Annotated in this window: 15 protein-coding genes; 3 read left to right on the top strand and 12 right to left on the bottom strand. The window is 64.0% G+C overall.

The annotated features are described in order from the left end of the window. Positions 1-183 precede the first annotated feature (183 nt). Both ACXJ7R_RS07170 and rocF read right to left on the bottom strand, forming a co-directional pair. Positions 184-1,239, bottom strand: coding sequence for an ornithine cyclodeaminase (locus ACXJ7R_RS07170; protein ID WP_457151214.1), 1,056 nt, complete (start codon positions 1,237-1,239; stop codon positions 184-186). 2 nt (positions 1,240-1,241) lie between these two features. Beyond that, complete coding sequence (gene rocF, locus ACXJ7R_RS07165; protein WP_457151213.1) at positions 1,242-2,174, bottom strand: arginase; 933 nt, start codon at positions 2,172-2,174, stop codon at positions 1,242-1,244. A 132-nt stretch (positions 2,175-2,306) separates the two neighbouring features. Between rocF and ACXJ7R_RS07160 the strand changes: the two genes are divergently transcribed. From ACXJ7R_RS07160 to ACXJ7R_RS07150, 3 genes are all read left to right on the top strand, one after another. Beyond that, a complete protein-coding gene (locus ACXJ7R_RS07160) occupies positions 2,307-2,747 on the top strand; it encodes an Lrp/AsnC family transcriptional regulator (RefSeq protein ID WP_095080404.1) in 441 nt (146 codons plus the stop codon). Between the two features lie 261 nt (positions 2,748-3,008). Next, positions 3,009-3,731 carry a glutathione binding-like protein gene (locus ACXJ7R_RS07155; protein WP_457151212.1) on the top strand — a complete coding sequence of 241 codons (723 nt, stop codon included), beginning with the start codon at positions 3,009-3,011 and terminating at the stop codon, positions 3,729-3,731. Between the two features lie 41 nt (positions 3,732-3,772). Next, a complete protein-coding gene (locus ACXJ7R_RS07150; RefSeq protein ID WP_457151211.1) occupies positions 3,773-4,468 on the top strand; it encodes an SDR family NAD(P)-dependent oxidoreductase in 696 nt (231 codons plus the stop codon). A gap of 41 nt (positions 4,469-4,509) precedes the next feature. Here the strand turns inward: ACXJ7R_RS07150 and ACXJ7R_RS07145 are convergent, their stop codons facing one another. The 10 genes from ACXJ7R_RS07145 to ACXJ7R_RS07100 form a co-directional block, all read right to left on the bottom strand. Beyond that, on the bottom strand, positions 4,510-5,310 hold the full coding sequence (locus tag ACXJ7R_RS07145) for an SDR family oxidoreductase (protein ID WP_457151210.1): 801 nt from the start codon (positions 5,308-5,310) through the stop codon (positions 4,510-4,512). A 118-nt stretch (positions 5,311-5,428) separates the two neighbouring features. Then, entirely contained in the window at positions 5,429-5,977 is a 549-nt protein-coding gene (locus ACXJ7R_RS07140) for a glutathione peroxidase (RefSeq protein ID WP_457151209.1), read from the bottom strand. A gap of 120 nt (positions 5,978-6,097) precedes the next feature. Further along, complete coding sequence (locus ACXJ7R_RS07135) at positions 6,098-6,793, bottom strand: 4'-phosphopantetheinyl transferase family protein (RefSeq protein ID WP_457151208.1); 696 nt, start codon at positions 6,791-6,793, stop codon at positions 6,098-6,100. Continuing rightward, positions 6,786-7,208, bottom strand: a complete 423-nt coding sequence (locus ACXJ7R_RS07130; RefSeq protein WP_457151207.1) for a hypothetical protein — start codon at positions 7,206-7,208, stop codon at positions 6,786-6,788. Before ACXJ7R_RS07130 ends, ACXJ7R_RS07135 begins: the two co-directional genes overlap by 8 nt. Next, on the bottom strand, positions 7,205-7,552 hold the full coding sequence (locus ACXJ7R_RS07125; protein ID WP_457151206.1) for a hypothetical protein: 348 nt from the start codon (positions 7,550-7,552) through the stop codon (positions 7,205-7,207). The genes ACXJ7R_RS07130 and ACXJ7R_RS07125 overlap by 4 nt, the downstream gene beginning before the upstream one ends. Beyond that, positions 7,552-8,454, bottom strand: a complete 903-nt coding sequence (locus ACXJ7R_RS07120; protein WP_457151205.1) for a hypothetical protein — start codon at positions 8,452-8,454, stop codon at positions 7,552-7,554. Before ACXJ7R_RS07120 ends, ACXJ7R_RS07125 begins: the two co-directional genes overlap by 1 nt. After that, positions 8,445-11,795 (bottom strand): amino acid adenylation domain-containing protein, encoded by a 3,351-nt coding sequence (locus ACXJ7R_RS07115; protein ID WP_457151204.1) that lies wholly within the window; start codon positions 11,793-11,795, stop codon positions 8,445-8,447. The genes ACXJ7R_RS07120 and ACXJ7R_RS07115 overlap by 10 nt, the downstream gene beginning before the upstream one ends. Continuing rightward, positions 11,792-15,028 (bottom strand): amino acid adenylation domain-containing protein, encoded by a 3,237-nt coding sequence (locus tag ACXJ7R_RS07110; protein ID WP_457151203.1) that lies wholly within the window; start codon positions 15,026-15,028, stop codon positions 11,792-11,794. Before ACXJ7R_RS07110 ends, ACXJ7R_RS07115 begins: the two co-directional genes overlap by 4 nt. Next, positions 15,025-19,632: an amino acid adenylation domain-containing protein gene (locus tag ACXJ7R_RS07105; protein ID WP_457151202.1), complete on the bottom strand. Its 4,608-nt coding sequence runs from the start codon at positions 19,630-19,632 to the stop codon at positions 15,025-15,027. The genes ACXJ7R_RS07110 and ACXJ7R_RS07105 overlap by 4 nt, the downstream gene beginning before the upstream one ends. A 24-nt stretch (positions 19,633-19,656) precedes the next feature. After that, positions 19,657-20,075: hypothetical protein (locus tag ACXJ7R_RS07100; RefSeq protein WP_457151201.1), on the bottom strand; the 419-nt coding region annotated here is incomplete at its 5' end.

Here is a 20,075-nt window from a genome sequence, read left to right as displayed (position 1 = left end):
GGTTTTTGGCTTCCGTAACGGAAATTTGCGCCAAAGTATCGACGCGGTTAACGGATCGTAAAGAACTGTCTTTTGCGCACCTTCGATCCATTTCCCTGAGCGTCTAAACTTCTGTTCAAACGTAAAAGGAAATCTGGCTCGGCTGGCAAGGCAGAGACCTGCTGTTCTCGAGATGAGCCTTGTTTATGCTGCCGGCTGCATGGCTGCTCTTAGCAGCATGCCGAACAAGTCGCGTGGTTCATCCGGATCAGCGAGCAGGTCGAGTTCCTCATAGAGGCCAGTCGCCTGCAACTGGTCACGCACATAGCGTAGCGCGGAAAAATCCTCGATCGCGAAGCCGACGGAATCGAACAGGGTGATCTGCTTGGCGTCTCGGCGGCCTTGGGTCTTGGCGGCGATCACCTGCCAGAGCTCGGTCACCGGATGGTCGGGATCCAGCTGCTGGATCTCGCCCTCGATGCGTGTCTGGGGCGGGAATTCGACGAAGATGTCCGAGCGCAGCAGGATGTCCCTGTGCAGTTCGGTCTTGCCGGGGCAGTCGCCGCCGACGGCGTTGATGTGGACGCCGGAGCCGACCATGTTGTCGGTGAGAATGGTGGCGCACTGCTTGTCTGCGGTAACGGTCGTGATGATCCCGGCACCTTCGACCGCTTCCTGTCCGGTTTCGCAGATGGTGATGTCAAATCCCATGCCAGCCAGGTTCTTGGCGCATTTGCGCGAGGCGGAGCGGTCGATGTCGTAGAGCCTCAGCCGGTCGACGCCGGTCAGCGCCTTGAAGGCGATCGCCTGGAATTCCGACTGCGCGCCATTGCCGATGATGGCCATGGTGCGCGCGCCGCTCGGTGCCAGATACTTGGCTGCGACAGCGGACGTGGCGGCGGTGCGCAGGGCAGTCAGGATGGTCATTTCCGTGAGCAGCATCGGATAGCCGCTGCCGACATCGGCGAGTACGCCGAAGGCCGTGACCGTCTGCAGACCCTGGCGCATGTTCTTCGGATGGCCGTTGACATATTTGAAGCCATAGAGGCGACCATCGCTTGTCGGCATCAGCTCGATGACGCCGTCATGGCTATGCGAGGCGATGCGCGGCGTCTTGTCGAACAGGTCCCAGCGACGGAAGTCTTCCTCGATGTAGCCAGCGAGTTCGGTCAGGAAGCGCTCGACACCGATGACATTAACCAGCTTCATCATGCGGTCGACGCTGACGAAGGGGACGATGTTCAGCTTTGCCGTGGTCATGATCAAAAGCTCCCGGAATGGCTGCGGGTCGGCCGGTCCATGATGCGGCGGCCCATCAGGCTCGCCGTCAAGTCGACCATCAGCGTTGCGGTGCGGCCACGCTCGTCCAGAAAAGGATTCAGCTCGACCAGGTCCAGGCTGGAGACGAGGCCGCTGTCGGACAGCATCTCCATCACCAGATGCGCCTCACGGAACGTCGCGCCTCCGGGAACCGTGGTGCCGACTGCGGGCGCGATCGACGGGTCGAGGAAATCAACGTCGAGACTGACATGCAGCAGCCCGTTTTCATCGGACACCCGCGCCAGGAAGGCGCGCAGCAGCGGCGCGATGCCATGCTCGTCTATGGCGCGCATGTCGTGCACGGTCACGCCCGCCTGGTTGAGCGCGCTGCGCTCGGCCGGGTCGACACTGCGCAGGCCCATTGTGCAGATACGCTTGGGATCGACCGCTGCCGGTAGATCCGGAAAATAGCCGTGGAAACCCGGCTGGCCGCTGGCGTAAGCGAGCGGAACGCCGTGCAGATTGCCGCTGGCGGTGGTGTCGAGCGTGTGGAAGTCCGGGTGCGCGTCGAGCCACAGCACGAACAGCGGCCGCCCGGTCTCAGCGGCGCGGCGGGCGAGACCCGACACGGTCCCGGCCGAGATCGAGTGGTCGCCGCCGAGAAAGATCGGCATGGCGTCCTCGCTCGCCGCATAGGCGGCCGCGGCAATGGCGGATGTCCAGGCCGATATTTCGGGCAGGGCCTTCAGCGCCAGATTGCCATGCGAAATGCGTCTCGCCGGCATCGCCTGTACGGCGCCCATATCCTCGACAGCGTGGCCGAGGCCGGACAGCACTTCAACAAGTCCGGCGGTCCTCAGGGCGCTCGGCCCCATTTCGCAGCCCATTCTGCCAGCGCCGTCCTGCACCGGTGCCCCGACGATTTTGCAACGCATTGTTTTTCCCACGGCCAAGTTCGAATGCCGCGAGAGAACCATGGCGAGCCGGCGATATGAACAGGCAGAATTGGCAATTCGAAATGCATTGTTTATCGTATTGGCAGCAGAACTGGTCAAAATGGTAAGCTGATGGATACACTGGACGAACGGCTCGTAACCTTGCTGCGGCATGACGCGCGGCGCAGCGTGTCGGATCTCGCCGTCGATCTGGGCGTCTCGCGCGCCACGGTCAGGGCGCGTATGGAGCGCCTGGAACGGTCCGGCGACATCATCGGGTACACGGTGGTGCTGCGCGCCGACGCTGTCGATCAGCGCATCCGCGGTATCATGCTCATCGAGATCGAGGGCCATGCCGCCGACCGCGTGGTCCGGGCGCTGGGCGGCTTCCCGGAAGTCTCGACCATCCACACCACCAATGGCCGGTGGGATCTGGTGGTCGAACTCGGGACGGCATCACTGACAGATTTCGATGCTGTGCTACGGCGCATCCGATTGATTGCCGGCATAACGGGCAGCGAAACGAGCCTGCTCCTGGCCACGCCGCGCACCACGCGAGCACGGCTAACGTAAGCAAACTGTCCATATCCGGCATCAGGCTGACGGTGTTTATTCCAGMTTAGGCGGCGCTGGTGCCGTAGCTGCCCGCGGGCCACGGTCAAGCGCGTCCTGACGCTTGCTCAGCCTCCGTCCTCGTACAGACAATTTTTCCTCAAAATCGTGCATCCGTAGATCGTCGCTTCGTGAACCGGAACCCGATTTCGTCTAGCTTGCTTCATGAGCGAATGGCGCGAAGCTGATGCCGCTTCCCCAACAGTGCAGGCAGGACGCAGCATGATCGATCTCTATTACTGGCCGACGCCCAACGGAAAAAAAATCTCGATCTTCCTGGAAGAGACAGGCACGCCTTACGCACTGAAGCCTGTGGACATCTCACATGGTGACCAGTTCACGCCTGAATACCTAAAGCTCAATCCCAACCACCGCATGCCGGCCATCGTCGATAACGAACCGAAAGGCGGCGGCGCGCCCATCGGCGTGTTCGAGTCCGGCGCGATCCTGTTCTATCTTGCGGAGAAGACCGGCAAGCTCTGGCCGCAGGACCTGCGCACCAAGTACGATGTCGCGCAGTGGGTGATATGGCAGATGGCCAACCAGGGGCCGAAGCTGGGCGAAGCGGGTCATTTCCGCAGGCTGGGCGACAGGGAAGGCGACCAGTCCTATGCGGTGCGCCGCTTCACCGACGAAGCAAACCGGCTCTACGGCGTCCTCAATATGCGACTTCGCGATCGCCGCTACCTTGCAGGTGAAGACTTCACCATCGCCGATATCATCAGCTATCCTTGGACCGTCAACTGGCAGGCACAGGGCCAGGACATCAATGAGTTCAGGCATTTCAAACGCTGGTTCGAGGAGGTCGGCGCCCGCCCGGGCGTGCAGCGTGGCCTGGCGGTGGGCGCCGACCTGTCAACCGACCAGAGCAAGCTTACGCCGGAGGAACAGGCCCACATCCGCAAGATCCTTTACAACCAGCGAGCTATTCATCTGCCTGACTGAGGGCTTATCCCCATCACAAAGGCGCAACCCCGGAGAAAACCATGACAAGCAAAGTTGCCGTTATCGCAGGCGTGGGATCCGGCCTTGGCGCCTCGTTGGCGAGGGTATTCAGCCGCCAAGGATTCAAGCTGGTGCTGGCGGCGCGCAATGTTGCGAAGCTCGACGCGCTTGCCACCGAGACCGGGGCCGAGGTGATCTCAACCGACGTGTCGGACCCGGCATCGGTGGAAAACCTGTTCCGTGCGGTGGATGGCATCGGCCCGCTCTCGCTTGCGATCTTCAATGCGGCCGGCCGCGTGCGCGGCGGCATTGCCGATCTCGATCCGGAGGAGGTGAAAAGAGCACTGCTCGTGGGTGCCTATGGCGGCTTTCTGTTCGGTCAGCAAGCAGCACGTCGGTTGCAGGCCGCGGGCGCCGGATCGATCCTGTTCACGGGAGCCACGGCCAGCGTCAAGGGCTTTGCCAATTCCGCCGGTTTCGCAATGCCGAAGTTTGGTCTGCGTGGGCTGGCGCAGTCGATGGCGCGCGAGCTTGCGCCAAAGAACATCCATGTGGCGCATTTCGTCATCGATGGCGGCATAGCATCCAGTGACCCGGGGCGGTCGCCAGACTCGACCCCGCCCGACCGTTGGCTTTCGCCGGACGCGATCGCCGAAGCCTATCTCGCGATCCATCAGCAGCATCGAAGCGCCTGGACGTGGGAGATTGAATTGCGGCCTTGGGTGGAGAATTTTTGATGCACAAGTAGCCGACTGCAACAGCCGCCGGCCGTTGCCGGCTAATAGTGTATCGGCCCCTTGACCCCGCCGCCGCATGCGATCGCGTCGCCGTTGATGGCAACGCTTCGCGGCGAAGCGAGGAATGCAACGACGTTGGCGATCTCGGCCATATCGACGAGGCGACCGATCGTGACATCAGCGGCAAGACGCTGTTCGATCTCCTCGGGCGAAACGCCTGCCGAAGCCGCGCGAGCGGCGACCAGGGGAGCGGTCTTTTCGGTGCGGGTCAGGCCAGGATGGACCACCGTCACGTTGATCCCCTTGGGGCCCAATTCGTCGGCAAGGTTCTTGGTCAGGGCAGAGACGGCAACATTGCGGATCGAGCCGATGATCGAGCCGGTCTGGCGCGCTGCGAGGCCGCTTATGTTGATAATTCGGCCCCAGCCTGCGGCAGCCATGTGAGGAGCAGCCTCGCGCGCCATGCGAAGATAGCCCATCACCTTGACGTTCACGTCATCCCAGAACAGGTCGTCGGTGATCTCGGCCAGTTTCGGCGGCGGTGCCTGCCCGCCCGGTTTGGCCGCGGCGTTGACCAGAATGTCGAGGCCGCCGAGCGCCGCGACCGTTGCGGCCACCAGCGCTCTGACCGAGCTGTCGTCCTGTGTGTCGACGGTCAGTCCGACGATCTTGCGTCCGGTCTCCGCAGCCAGTTCGCGCGCGGCAATGTCCACATCGGCAACGTTGCGTGCGGCGATGACGAGATCGACGCCTTCCAGGGCCAACTGCCGGGCGATGGCACGACCAATTCCCTTGCTGCCGCCGGTGACCAGGGCGCGTTTTCCGTCCAGTTGCAGATCCATGGCCTACTCTCCTCGCGTTAGATGGGTGGCATTACCACTGAAGCTGCAACGCAGCGGTGCCAAAAACCTTGCAGCACGCAGCCATGGAAGGGCCGCACCCAGCAGGCTGTATCTCGCGTCACACCGCCAGGAGCTTGCGGAGAGGGCCGACGATCGCCTCGTCCTGCGGCTCGATGTCGGAGCCAAAGCGGGCGACAACGTTCCCCTTGCGGTCGACCAGAAACTTCTCGAAGTTCCAACTCACCTCGTCGGGTCCGGGAGCGGCACCTTTCCCGGCCATCCGGGCAGCCAGTTTGCTACCCGGTTGGAAGACAGCCTTCGGCAGCGCCTCGATCAACGCTTGATAGAGCGGATGCTTCTGTGGTCCCTTGACCACGATCTTGGCGAACACAGGGAATTCGACACCATAGGTCAGCCGGCAGAAGTCCTGGATTTCGGCGTCGGTGCCCGGTTCCTGGCCGGCGAAGTCATTGGCCGGAAAGCCGAGCACCGCCAGGCCACGCTCGTGGTACGACCCGTAGAGCGCCTCCAGCCCATCATACTGGTTGGTGTAGCCGCATTTGGAGGCGACGTTGACGATCAAAAGGACGCTGTCGGCATATGCACGAAGGCTTGTTGTTGAGCCGTCGGCGCGGCTGAACGGAATATCGTAGATCGAGGCGGTCATAAGCAAARGTTCCTGCAGACAAGAAGGCCTCCGTACATTGGTCGCTTAGCCGCTCCCGTCAAGGAAAGCTGTTCTCCAGAACCAAATTGCTGGGCATCTTTCGAGACAGCCGGGTCGGTCTTACGCAGGCTGGACCATGAACGAGGCCGTACAAGGTGCCCCGCCTTCGACTGCGAGCGCCGCAGTCCAGGAACTGCCTACCGGCACATCGAGAACTCGGCAGTTGGGACGGTGCAAGGCCGCACCGACGACGATATGTTCCCCGGCCCTCGCACTCATGGGTACGTCAAGCTCTTGAGGCGCCACGGAAAATCCGCAACCCCACGCCTTGAGTATCGCCTCCTTGCGCACCCAGCCGCGGTAGAGGGCGGCCAGGCGGTCGCCGGGGGAGGAGGCTCTCCAGGCGGCATAGTCGCGTGGCGATGCCCATGTCGTCAGGATTTCGGCGGCATCGATGGTCTCGATGCGTTCCAGATCGACGCCGACCTCGCACTCAGATGCAAATGCGAGAAGCGCCGCCCCACCCGCATGCGAAACATTGAAGCGCAACCGTTCGCACGGCAACCGAGGCTTGCCGTGAGCGCCATACGCAAAGGGGACGGACTGTGGCTGCACCGCCAGGTAACTCGCCAGGATGCGACGCAATCCCGCTCGCGTGCGCACGAATTGTGCCCGCGCCCGGGGGCAACGCAGCCGCACCGCGCGCCCGCGTTCTTCATCGTCGAGCAGCTCCAGCGCATCGGCTTCTGCCGCAATGCACGGCCGCACGTCGAGCAGCCACAAGTCGACCTTGCCGACGTCCGGCGGCTCAGGCATTTTCGATGTCGACCGCCACATTGGCGATCCAGCTCATGCTTTGCGCGATCGCCACAAGATCCGCAGCCGCCAAATTGTCAGGCGGGACCGCAGCCCAAGCCTTGATGAGGTCGGCCACGTATTCGTGCAGTGCCTCCCGCACCATCCTTCGCGCTTCCGGCGTCAGTGTCGCCGCACGCAGCGCCTCGTGATAGGTGGCAAATGACTGAGCTATGCGTTCCGCCGCCTCGGGGGCCTGGAGCGGCTCCTGCATCGCCTCGGCGCAGCGGGCGAAGGTCTCGGCAACGGCCGCGCCATCCTCTGGCGATGTCCAGGCGGATTCGAGGACGCCGCGAAAGCGTGCGAAAGCGCGGGCGAAGTCGAGTTGGGGACCGTCATGGGTCCATTGCCAAGGCGATTGTTGCTCCGGGTTCATGATACAGCTCCAGAGTTGGTCCGTTTGCGCGCTTCATCCAGTAACGCGCCATAGCCATGACGTCGCGCAGACGTCTCAAGCAACGCCTCGATACCGGTGCTGTCCTGCCAGGCGCCACCTTGCATCTCGACCACCTTCTCCTTGACCCGCAGTAAGATCGGTTCAGAACCGGGCAGGCCGTCGCCCAGGACGACGAACCCGCGCCAGCCCGCCTGAGGCCCGGGCGGCGCGACGCTTGGAACCGACAACGCCCGCGCCCGGGCGGCCAGTTCCGCGGCCTCATTGGGTGCCAGCCCGAACGTAGGATTCGGCCTTCCAGAGAACATGTCCAACACCACGCGCACTACAAGACCTCCACTCCCGGCGGTACGAACAGATAGCTGCAAAATTGTGTGTAGGGGCCGCGGTCGCACGTCGCCGGCGTCAGTGCGCCGGCAATGACGCGGCCCTGGTTGTCGACATTGCGGGCACTGTAGATGCCCAGCTTGTGGGCCCAGAAGGCGCCATGCGAGCGGTACCAATGGAAATCGTGTCCCGGCCAAACAGCCAGCGCCGCCAGCCGCGCCGGGCCGTCGCAGTTGGCCCTGAACCCATCGGCGATTGCAGCTCGCGCAACCGCCTCGCAGCTGAACTCGTCATACTGGCGGCCAACCCTGCGTCCGGGCTGCGCCACGAAATTGGAAACATAGTTGCTGGCATAATTGTAGCAATTGTTGCGAAGGCGCACGGAAGCTGTGTTCCAGAACCAGGGGCTATAAGCGGCGAGGATCGGCTCACAGGGCGGGCCGACCTCCGGCTGTTCGGCAGCTGTGGCCGCGTCCGCGTGGCTGGCGCGTAGCGCGGCGCTGCGGCCAGCACGTGGTGCCACCCCGTCGCCCCGCCATTCGACGCAGCGCGCTGCTTCATCGATCACTGTACGCGCAACGATCGGTCGGGCGCTTTCCAACAGCGCCAAAACGGCCTCGCGCTCGTAATCCGGCAGCGGCGCCCGTCGTGCGGAGACGAGCTCCTCCCTGGTCTCCACTGTCGCAGGCGGTGGCACGCCGACATAAAAGGCTGCGGGCGCGTCGGCGTCTTCCGGACCACTCCCGACAAGCAGGCCGCGATAGCCAAGCGCCGGCATCGGGGTGGCAGAAGCCGGCCCTCCCTGGCGCGACATCAGCTGCCTGAAATGTTGGGCCAAAGCCGGCGGCACCTGCCATGTCGGGTTGGGACGACCGGAGAACACATCTAGCATCACACGCATGCGCCATCTCCTTGCTCATGCAATTGTTGGCGTACATCGGCATCGCTCATTTCAAGCACCTGGAGCACGATGGCTGCGGCCGCTTCCAACCGCTGCCGCGCCGAATCGTCAGGGGCAATCGCGCGTGCAAGCTCGCGTGCGCATCGGGCCTCGAACACTCGACGCAGCGGAATCTCGATCTGCAGCAGCTCTCGCAGTTGCGAAACCAGTCGCGTAGCCAATAGCGAGTGGCCTCCGAGATCGGCAAAGAAATCGTCGGTCGCGCCGGCTTCCGGGACCTTCAACACGTCGCAGAAGCACCTGACGAGCAATGTTTCAAGGGCGGTTTGCGGAGTCGCGTGCCGCCGCTGCCTCGGGGCGGCGCCGGCAAGCATCCCGGCGATACGATCGCGGTCTGCCTTGCCATTGGCGGTGAGCGGGATCTCTTCGACGACCTTGAAGGCGCTCGGGATCATGAACGGCGGCAGTTTATCCTGGAGATGGTTGCGAAAAGTCCCGGTCAAGTCGGCCTGATCGAGGTCGCACCCCGGCGCAAGCAGCAATGCCGCATGCAGCCGGTCATCACCCGGCCCGGCGTGATGCAGCACCACGGCCGCTTCGGCCACCGCCGGGTGTGTGCGCAATGCAGCCTCCACCTCATCTGGCTCGACACGGTGGCCACGCAACTTGATCTGATTGTCGGCGCGGCCGAGGTATTCGAGCGTGCCATCACGACGGTGCCGCACTCGGTCTCCTGAACGGTAGACCAGGGCTCCGTCCGGTCCGCGTACGAAACGCTCCGCGGTGAGACCGGCCTGACCGACATAGCCCAGCGCAACGCCGGCGCCGCCAATTCGCAGTTCGCCAACCACCCCGACCGGGACCGGCGCACCGGACCCGTTACACACATTCAACCGCGTGAGGGCGATTGGACGGCCAATCGGCACCGGGCCCGGTCGAATGTCGCCGGCGCGCAGAAAATGCGCGCAGCAACCAACCGTGGTTTCTGTTGGCCCGTACTCATTGACGATCAGCAATCCCGGCATGTGCGTGCGCCAGGGCTCCAGCGTCTCGCCGTGCAAGGCTTCGCCCCCAACGATGAAACAGCCGGTTGCGCAGGCGGGCGCCCGCCCTGCCGCAAGCTGGCGCAAACCTTCGAGGTGGCTTGGGGTCAATTTGACAAAGCTGTAGCGCCGGCCCGAGTGAAGCGCTTCCTCGAGCGCTTCGAGGCCGCCCCCGGCTGGCAGCAAGAACACGGTCTTGCCGCACAAGAGCGGCACGAAAAGCGTGGTGACCGACATGTCGGCGGTGATCGAAGTGCACAGCGGTGCCCCTTCGCCATCGTTCACCGGATAGACGCTCATGCACCAGCGGAGGTAGTTGAGCAATGCACGATGCGGCACCGAGACGCCCTTGGGCCGTCCGGTGGAACCGGAAGTGAACAATATGTAGGCCGGGCTCTCGGCGTCGCGCCGCACCTTCGGGGGCGTTACGCCGGATTGCGGTGGTTCGCGATCCACCGCGATCGAGGTGAGCCCCGTTTGCAAGTCGGATTCCGTGCCCTTGGAGACAAGAAGCACCGTCGCCCCTGCATCGACGAGCATATCGCGGGCGCGCTGAACTGGCAATTCAGACCCCAGAGGCACATAGGCAGCGCCGGCCTTGAGCACGGCGAGCAGTGCCATCGGCAGGTACGTGCACGGCTCGATCGCGACCCCGACGCAATCGCCGGGCTCCACGCCGTGTGCGATGAGTTGATGAGCGAGACTGTTGGCGCCGCCGTCGAGCTCCGCATAACTGAGGCGTCCGTCGGGTGCCTGGCAGGCGACTGCGTCCGGGCTCAGACGCGCTTGTGCTTCGAACAGCCCGCACAGGTCGGTTTCGGCCGACGGCATCACAGGGCCTCGCGACCAGGCTTCCAACTGACGCAGTTCGGCGGCATCCATCAGCGGCAGATCCGCCACCGACGCTTCGGGATCGGCCAGTGCCGCGCAAAGTAGTCGCAGGAAGCGCTCCACCAGTCGTTCGGCGCTCGCCTGCTGAAAGAGATCGGTAGCGTATTCCAGTTCGCCGATCAGGCACGATGCCGTTTCGGTAAGCTGCAGGGTAAGGTCGAAGGCAGAAGTGCCACGCGCGAAGTTGAACGCCGGCGCGGCATCCGTGATCGTCCTGCGCACCTGGCTGGAAGAGAGCACCTGGAACGAAACTTGAAACAGCGGGTTGCGCGACAGATCCTGTTCGGGCGCAAGGGCCGCCACCACCATGGAGAAGGGCAGGTCCTGGTGGTTCTGCGCCTCACGCAGCCGCGCATGCGTACGCTCCACCGCTTCCTCGAAGCTGCAGCTGCCGCTGAAATCCAGCCGCAAAACCACGGTGTTGGCAAAAAAGCCGACGACGTCTTCGAGCTCGGAATAGGGACGCGCCGCCATCGGAGTGCCGATGGTCACCTCGTCCTGTCCCGCGAGCCGGTGCAGCAGCGCGGCAAAAGCGGCAAACAGCACGGTGAAGCGTGTGGTGTGCAGGCGGCGCGCCAGTGCTTCGGCGGCCGCGGTTGCGGCTGCGTCGATGGTGATCGGTGCGCGCGCCCCGCGATAACTTGGCCGGGCGGGACGAGGATGGTCCGTGGGCAGCTCGAGTTGCTGCATGCCCTCCAGCCGCTGCACCCAGTATTTGCGGTGCTGAGCCATCCGTTCACCGGACATTGCCTCGCGTTGCCAGACGGCAAAGTCGGCATACTGCACCGGCAATGGTGGCAGGGACGGAAGCCGGCCGGTCAACAGCTCGGAATAGACCTGGCCGATTTCGGCCAGCAATTTCTCCAGCGACCATCCGTCGGCGACGATGTGATGGATCACGAGCAGCAGCAGTGATTCACCGGCAGAAAGCTCCAACAGCCGACAATGCAGAAGCGGGCCTTCGGCAAGGTCGAAAGGCTGCTGGCTGGCAGCCGAGGCAATCTGCGCGGCGCGCGCCTCCGGATCCGGCTCGCAGCTGAGGTCGTCGATCTCGCATCGCATGGTCGTTGCAGGCAGAATGCGCTGCACCGGCTGCCCTCGGACGAGCGGGAACACGGTGCGCAGCGCCTCATGGCGGGCGACTACCGTCGACAGTGCCTTTTCCAGGTAACGCTGGAGCGGGACAAACGGCAGCCTCTGCGCAATCGAGATATTGTAGAATGGATTGCCCGGAACGAGTTGGTCGAGGAACCACAGGCGATCTTGCGAGTGTGAAAGCGGGAAGTCGCGCCCGTCGCGCGGCTGGACGGGAATTTCCTGCGCCGGCCGAACCCGAATGAGGTGCTCGCGCAGCGAGCGCTTCTGCTCCGGGGTCATTGCGGTGATACGGTTTTGCAGACTGTTCAAGGCGCCCCTCTCGATTCAGCTGGTTCTCGCGAGGCGAGCAGCGCCTCGCGCTCGGCCGCCGGCAGCGACGTCAACAGCTCCAACAGCTCGTCGTCGCTGGCTTCCGGTGTCGCGGCCTGGCGCTCCGCGATCCAACCGGCAAGCTGGCGGACAGACGGGTGGTCAAACACGGCTCCCGCCGGCACATCGGTTCCGAGTTGGCGTGACAGTCGTGAACTGACGCGCAAGGCCGCCAGCGAATGCCCGCCGAGATCGAGGAAGAAGTCTGCGTCAAGCGTCACCAGATGCAGCTGCAGCACCTGCGCGAAACACGCCTGGACCTCCTTTTCAAATGGCAGCACTGGATTGGCATCGCCAGTATCCGGCAGCTCTCCCGGCGGCGGCAGCGCCAGTCTGTCGCGCTTGCCGTTGGGCGTCAGCGGCAGCGCGTCGAAACGCACGATGACTGCCGGCAGGAACGCGTGCGGAAGCCGTTCCCGCAACCCGGCCAACAATCGCCGGGCACCGAAGCTTGATGCGGGCGCAGCGACATAGGCAACCAGGCGATCCTCCCGCAGCACAACCATGGCATCGCTGACTTCGGGGGCTTGGCGAAGAACCGCCTCGACTTCAGCCGGTTCGATCCGGAAGCCACGCAACTTGATCTGCTGGTCGCGCCGGCCGAGGCAGACAATCAAGCCGTCGCGCTGCACCCGGGCCAGGTCCCCGGTGCGATACATTCGTGCCGCCTTGCTGCCTGCAAAAGGGTCGCCCACAAAGCGCTCGCGCGTCAGTTCGGTGGGCCCGAGATATCCAAGCGCGACACCTGCGCCGCCAATGTACAGCTCGCCCGCCACATCAAGCGGAACGGGGCGCAGCTTGCTGTCGAGCACATAGGCACGCACGCCGGTGATCGGTCGACCGATCGGGACGACGCCCAGCACGGGAGGCTCTTGATCGGGATCGAACCAAGTGGCGTCCCAGATTTCCGAAGTCCCGTAAAGATTGTAGAGCGTCGCCTCCGCATGGTGTCGTCGGAACTGGTGGTAGAGGTCTGCCGGGAGCGGCTCGCCGGTGCAAACCCAGAACAGCAGGTGCGGCAAGTGCCGCCCGAGGTCCGGTTGCGCCTCGAGCATCATCTTAAGCAGCGACGGCACCAGCCACAGCCTTGTGACGCCGCGCGATGCCAGCAGGCGGATCAACGCGGAAGCATCCGTTGCGATCTGCTCGGAAACGATCGTGGTCGGCACACCTTGCAGCGTGGCGCCCAACAGCTCCCACAGCGAATCGACAAAGTTGATCGCGGTACGCTGACAGGCCATTTCGTTGGCGGCGAAGGGATAGGCCTGCCACATCCATGCGAGCCGGTTCGACACCTGGCCCCATTGAACCAGCACTCCTTTCGGCCGGCCCGTCGAGCCTGATGTGAAGACGATATAGGCGGGGTCGTCGCGCCGCCAACAGACCGGTCCGTCGTTTGCCGCATCGTCGCTGCAGGGTTCGAGGACGTCGCCGATGTCGATCACGGTTGCCGGTCCGTCCGGCGGCGTTGGGCCGGTTGCCAGCAGCACGGCCGGCTTGGCGTCCGCCAGCATCTGTTCCAGGCGGTGCCTGGGATAGCCCGGATCGAGCGGCAGATAGACGCCGTGCGCCTTCAGCACGGCGTAGAAGGCCACAACTTGCTCCAACGATCGGGGTGCAGACACGGCGACCGGCACGCCGCGATCCACACCCAGGTCGCGTAACCGTCGTGCGAGCCGCGACGACGCGCGCTCCAACGTGTCGAAGTCGAGCACACGATCGTCGGCGATGAAGGCCGGAGCCGTGCCTTTGTCGCGCGCCAGACCCCGCAACAATTCGAGCGGGTCCAGATCCACGCATGCATCGGCATCGCCGACGTTTGGTTCTTCGATCAGCCGCCGGCGTTCAGCATCGGAGAGCGGCGAAAAGGTCGCCAGAGTTGCAAAGGGCGCAGCGCATATGCCCCGCAGCAGGTTGAGCAGATGCTCGATAAGAGCTCCCATGTCATCGCCATGGAAACGGCTACGGTCGAACCGCAGTTTGAGCTGCAGCCGATCACCCGGAACAGCGAGCAAGCTGAGCGGCACATTGGCACGCGCCAAGTCGACGCCGCCGGTCGTGGATTCGAGCTTGGCCGCCGCTTGCGGGAAATTCTCGAACACCACCAGCGTGTCGAACAGAGGTCGATCAGGGGCGATCTCGCAGCAGCGTTGCAGTTCGGCGCTGTCGAGGTGGTGGAAAGCCGAGCCGCGTGCCTGCGCACTCTGCAAATCCTTGAGCCATGGCACCAGTGCTGCCTGCGGATCCACGCGCACCCGCACCGGGACCGCGTTGATGAAGAGACCGATCATCTGCTCGATGCCAGGAACCTCAGGCGGTCGCCCGGAAACGACGGCACCGAAAACCACATCGTCGCGGTCCGTATAGTGGCCGAGCAGCAAAGCCCACGCACCCTGCAGTACGGTGTTCAACGTCAGGCCGTGCTGGCGTGCGAACGCCCTGAGCCGCTCCGATTCCCCTGCATCGAGGTTGCCGCTGACCTCGTTGTCTGCATCTGCAAGAGCCGCTCGGCCAGGGGGCCGCGGCAGGCCGATCTCCACCGGCTCGTCGTAGCCACGAAGCACGTCGGCCCAATATTCGCGCGCTGCTTCGAGGTCGCGCGTGGCCAGCCAGTCGATGTAGTGGCGTAGCGAGCGTCGCACCGGAGGCTGGTAGGGCGCGTTGCGGACCAGCGCGCGATAATGTTCGATCATCTCCGCTGCCAGCAGTTGCGCACTCCATCCGTCGAGCAGGATGTGATGAAACTGCCAGACAAATCTCACTTGTCCGGCACGGCCGCGGATCAGCGCCAGCCGCATCAACGGTGGACGATCGAGCACGAAGCCCGCCCGGCGGCTGTCCCCCAGGTACCCTGCCAGCTGAGCTTCGAAGGCGGCCGCGTCGAGATGTCGCCAGTCGAGCTGTTCGAAAGCCAGCGCGACGTGACGGTGAACAACTTGCACCGGCTGCTCAAGGTCTTGCCAGTGGAAGGATGTGCGCAGTGCAGGCGTGCGCCGAAGCAGTTCGTGCCACGCCGCCTGGAACGCGTGCGCATCGACGGGCTCCGGCAGCGACATCACCTCCTGCTGGATGAAGACGCCGCTTTCCGGCGCACGYAGACTGGCGACCAGCATCGCCGCCTGGAGCGGCGCCAGTGGCCAGAAGTCTTCAACGTCAACGCTGTTCGTATTCAATCTTGGCCCCCCTGCCCACGGTTGAGGCGCGACATCAACGTGACCAGGTCCTCCGCCTTGATATGACGGGCGAACCCCCCAACGTCCTCTTCTTCATCAACGTCCTCTTCAACGGATTCGGTCGGCTTCGCGGCGCGAGCGAGCAGGGCCAGTGTCTTGTGGACGAAGATGTCGTTCGGCTCGATCGACAGCCCCGCCTCACGCGCGCGGCTGACGACCTGGATGCCGAGGATGGAGTCACCGCCGAGCTCAAAGAAATTGTCGTTGATGCCTACCTGCTCAAGCCGCAATATTTCGCCCCAGATGGCGGCGAGCCGCAATTCGGCAGCCGTCGATGGGGCAACGTACTCAGCTCCGAGTTCAGGCCGCATGCCGTCTATCTTCGGCAGGCGGTGGCGGTCGATCTTGCCGCTAACCGTCATGGGCAGCGCGTCAAGCAGCAGGAAGCGCGCCGGGATCATGTAGGCCGGCAAACGCTGGGCAAGGAAGGCGCGGACCTGCGGTACCATCTTTCGCGCGAAGGCGGATTGCAGCGGGTTGTTGGTCCAGCGCCGGCGATGCGCGGCGCCGCCTCCAAGAGTGCGCCTCGGGATTGGCCCGCGGCCCGTCCGATTCATTGCGAGCGGACTGAACACGGCGTCGATGTGACCGGTCGCGTGGCGTCCCGCAACATGAAGCTCGACCTTGCAGCCGGCTTCGGTCGCGCACGCGAGCAACTGGTCCGCGTCAAGCCCCTGCACGGTCAACTGTCCTGCGTTCGAGCGCAGATCACCGACGCAGCGCGATCCATCGCTGCCCATGACCTCCGCGGCGGCGTGCATCTCCGCCGCGACGGTTCGGCCTGGAATGTCGGCGACCAGCAGGGTTTTCCCGTCAAGTGCCCGCAACGTCCGCAGCAGCGCTTCGGCGCTGCCCACGCTCGCCCAGTCACAGGTGTCCCCCGCCTCCACAACCTCGGGCGACCAGCCGACATGGAGCATGACGTCATATCGGAAAAGCGTCAGCTCATTATCGGCACGGCACGGTTTGGCCAGGATTTCAACGGCCCGGATGCCGGGGAAATCCGCTGCCAGCGCGAGGAAAAATTCGGAATCGACCGCCAGCTCTTGTTCCAACCCCAGGCGGCGCGCCACACGTTCCTGCAAGGTGGCCAGCGGCAGGTCGGACTCGGCCCGGTACAACTCCACAGAGGCTGCGAAACACTCCAGCAGCGCCAGGCTCCGCACATCACCGATGAATACGGTGCCGCGGGTACCCAGCGTTGACAACGCGGCGCCTATCACGTCGATCAGGTAGCGTTCGCTCGGGAAGTACTGCACGACCGAATTGAGGATCACCAGGTCCACCGCATCCATCGATTGGGCCGCGACCTCGTGCGCAGCGCAACGACGGAACTCGATACCCTTGATCCCGGTGCCGGCCGCATGCTTGGCCATATGGTCAAGCGCGCCTTGCGAGATGTCGGTTGCCACGTAGCGCCGGGCCTTGGGTGCCAGGCGAAAAGCCAGCAAACCGGTGCCGCAGCCAATTTCGAGGGCTTGCTCGGCTGCGAGCGAATTCAATCGTTCAACCGTGCTTGCCAACCACTCTCGCATCGTCCGCTCGTCTAGCGGCAGGCCCGTGTAGCTGCTGTTCCAGCCATCGATGACGAATGCCGGGTCGGTAGCTTCCGCGATCGTACCGTAGGTTTCATCGTAGATGCGGTGCCAGTGTTCCACCTGCTCGCCGGAAGCTGCGCTCTCGAACTGCGCGTCAGGTACGCATGGGTCGTCGCGCTGCACCACATATGCGACAAGACGCGCATCTCCAGTGCCGACCTCGCGCACTGCGACCGCCGCCTCGGCGATCTCGGGATGCGATTGCAATGCCGCCTCGACTTCGCCGAGTTCGATCCGGTGACCGCGAAGCTTGATCTGGCGATCGATGCGGCCGATGAAGTCGATGCGCCCGTCGGCAAGCAATCGCACCCGGTCGCCAGTACGATAGATTCGTTCGACAGGGCCATTGCCCAGTCGCAGCTCGACGAACCGCTCGGCCGTCAGTTGCGGCCTGCCAAGATATTGCCGAGCCAGTCCGATCCCTTCCAGGCAGAGCTCACCTGGGACGCCGATCGGCACCRGCTCTCCGTGCGCATCGAGGACGAAGGCCCGCATATTGTCGATCGGCACGCCGATGGTCGGCGCGCGCGAAAAATCCTCGCATCGCTCCCATGTCGCCCAGATGGTCGTTTCCGTGGGACCGTACAGGTTGAAGAAGTGCCTGCCGGGCGCCCATTGTGCCACTATCGAGGCCGGACAAGCTTCGCCTGCCACCATCAGCGTGGTGAGAGTTCGCAACCCCGATGCATCGAACGCAAACAGCGCGGAAGGCGGCAACACCGCGTGGGTGACGCGCGCCTCGTCGATCAGCCGGGCGAGCCCGGGACCGGGCATGCGTTGCTCTGGTCCCGGGATCACCAGCGTGGCGCCGACGCCGAGGGCGAGGCCGAGTTCGAATACGGCGGCATCGAAGCTGAGCGAGGCGAACTGCAGCACACGGCTTTCCGCCGTCGTATCGAGCAGTCGTCGTTGGGCCGCCAGAACATTGGCCAGTCCACGCTGCCCGATGACCACGCCCTTCGGCTGGCCCGTCGAGCCTGATGTGTAGATGATGTAGGCCACATCACCTGATGCGCGCTCAGTTGAACGCGGGGCCGTGGTGCCGTCGCGCGCCATCGCGCTGACGAAGAGTGGCCGGCATTCGAGCAACGACAGCGCGCCCTCGACACGGCCCCACGCCGCAGGCTCGGTGAGGACGTGGCGCGCCCCGGTGTCCTCGGCAATATAGCGCAAGCGCTCGATCGGGAGATCGATATCGAGAGGCACGAACGCCGCGCCTGCCTTCAGCGCGGCGAGTATCGCGACCACGGCCGCAGGGGAGCGATCGAGCAGCAGCAATACCGGTTCGCCTGGCCGAACGCCGGCCTCCTCAAGTCCGGCGGCGAGTTCTTCAGCCTGCTGGTCAAGCGCCCCATATGTGAAGGTGCCCGCGGGGCCGGCAAGTGCGATACGCTCAGGTGCGTTCGCTGCGAAGCGCTCGAATTGCTTGCAGAGCGGCGTCTCGTCGAAGGCGACCGCTTTGCCCTCGGACGCGTGCCRGAACCGGTTCCGCTCGTCCCCGTCGAGCATCGCGATCGTATCGATCGGCTGGTCGGGGTCTGCCGCCGCCGAGTTCAGCAAGAAGCAGAAATGCCCGACCATGCGCGCGGCCGTCTCGGGATCGAATAACGCGGTGCTGTATTCCATGCCTCCGGAAATCCCGCCGGCATGCTCATGCAGGTGGAATGCGATATCGAAAATGGAGGTTCCGCGTTCGATGGAGACCACCGAATCCTGAGCCGGCAGTGCACTGCCGCTATCGATGTTCCATGCGTTCTGAAGCACCAGCCCGATTTGAAACAACGGATTGCGATTAGGCTGGCGCTCGGGCTGAAGCGCTTCGACCAATTTCTCGAAGGGCATGTCCTGATGTGTGTAGGCATCGAGCGCGGTCTGCCGCACACGGCGCACCAGTTCGCGGAAGGTCGGTCTGCCGCTGACGTCGATGCGAAACACGAGTGTATTGACGAAAAAACCGATCAGCGCCTCGACCTCGGGCCGCGTACGATTGGCGATCGGGGCGCCGATCGCGATGTCCTCGTCGCCGGTGTAGCGTTGCAGCAACGCGGCAAGACCTGCCAACAGCACCATGAACAGGGTAGCGCCTTCTTCGCTTGCCACCCGTTTCAACAAAACGAGCACAGGAGCCCCGATGCTCAGCTCCTCGAAATCACCTTCGAAGCTCGGCTCGTCCGGACGCGGTCGGTCCGGCACCAGCGCCAATTGCGGCAGATCGGCGAGCTGCCGGCGCCAATAGGACAGCTCCGTCTCCAGCCGTTCGCCGCTGAAGTACTGGCGCTGCCATTCGGCGAAATCGGCATACTGGATCGCCAGGGGTTGCAGCGGGGAGGGCCGGTTGGCGACGAAGGCCCCATAGGCGGCAGCCAGTTCGCGCAGCAGGATCTGCATGGACCAGCCGTCACAGGCGATGTGATGCAGGGTCAGCAGGAGCCAGTGTTCGTGCATCGACAGTCGCAGCAAACGCGCGTGCACCATGGGCCCATGCCGCAGATCAAACGTCAGCCGCGCCTGTTCGCCGGCCTCGCGGCGCGCAGCCTTCTCGCGCTCCTTCGGCTCAAGATGCATAAGGTCGAGCAGCGGCATCGGCACCGGGCCGGGTGGCATCACCTGCTGCATCGGCTCGCCTGCAATGTCAGTGAACACAGTGCGCAGGGCGGCATGGCGTGAAACCACGTGATCAAGGGCGCGCTTGAGCGCCGCCACGTTGAGAGGGCCGCGCAAGGGCAAGTTCAGAGGCACATTGTAGAAAGGGCTTGCCGGCGCGAGGCGCTGCATGAACCACAGGCGCTGCTGGGCCCAGGAAAGCGCTGCCGGGCCAGGGTGACTGCGGGGCGACAGTAGCGGATCATCTGACGCGGGGGGCTGCAGTCCGGCCGAGCCAAGCAATTTGCCRAGCAGCGAACGACGTTCGGCACTTATGTTGCCGGATATGGGGATTGCCGTCATATGCCGACCCCAAACAGAGCAATGTCATTCGTCGGATTTGCCGCTCGCCAGTGTCTGCAGGTCGGCCAGGTAGTCCGAAAAATTCGCGCGTGCCTTTTGCTGAGCTTCGTCGTATGCGGACGCCAACTGCTCGCCCAAGTCCTTCATGGTCTGCCCGACGCTGTTCTGATGCTTGCTCATCGCTTGCCCGTACTGGCGCGCGTGATCGAGCCAAGCAGACGCGGCGCGCTGTTGCGCGTCGTCCCCGTTGCCTGCCTCGCTCAACGCCCGCTGCCACGAGGCCATGATTTGTTGGAGTTGATCACGGGCCGGGACTTCGGCCTCTTCCAGCTGCTGGCGGCTGCGGCCGTAGAGTTCCTGCGCGCGCGCTGCATATTGCTGCGCCACCTCAAACCCTTTCAGGCAGTAGTTCGAATAGGCATTTTCAGCACTCATGGCGAGCT

It is taken from the genome of Mesorhizobium sp. P5_C1, assembly GCF_054049815.1.
The sequence above is the reverse complement of the archived record's forward strand: the minus strand, read 5'-3'. Positions and strand labels throughout refer to the sequence as shown.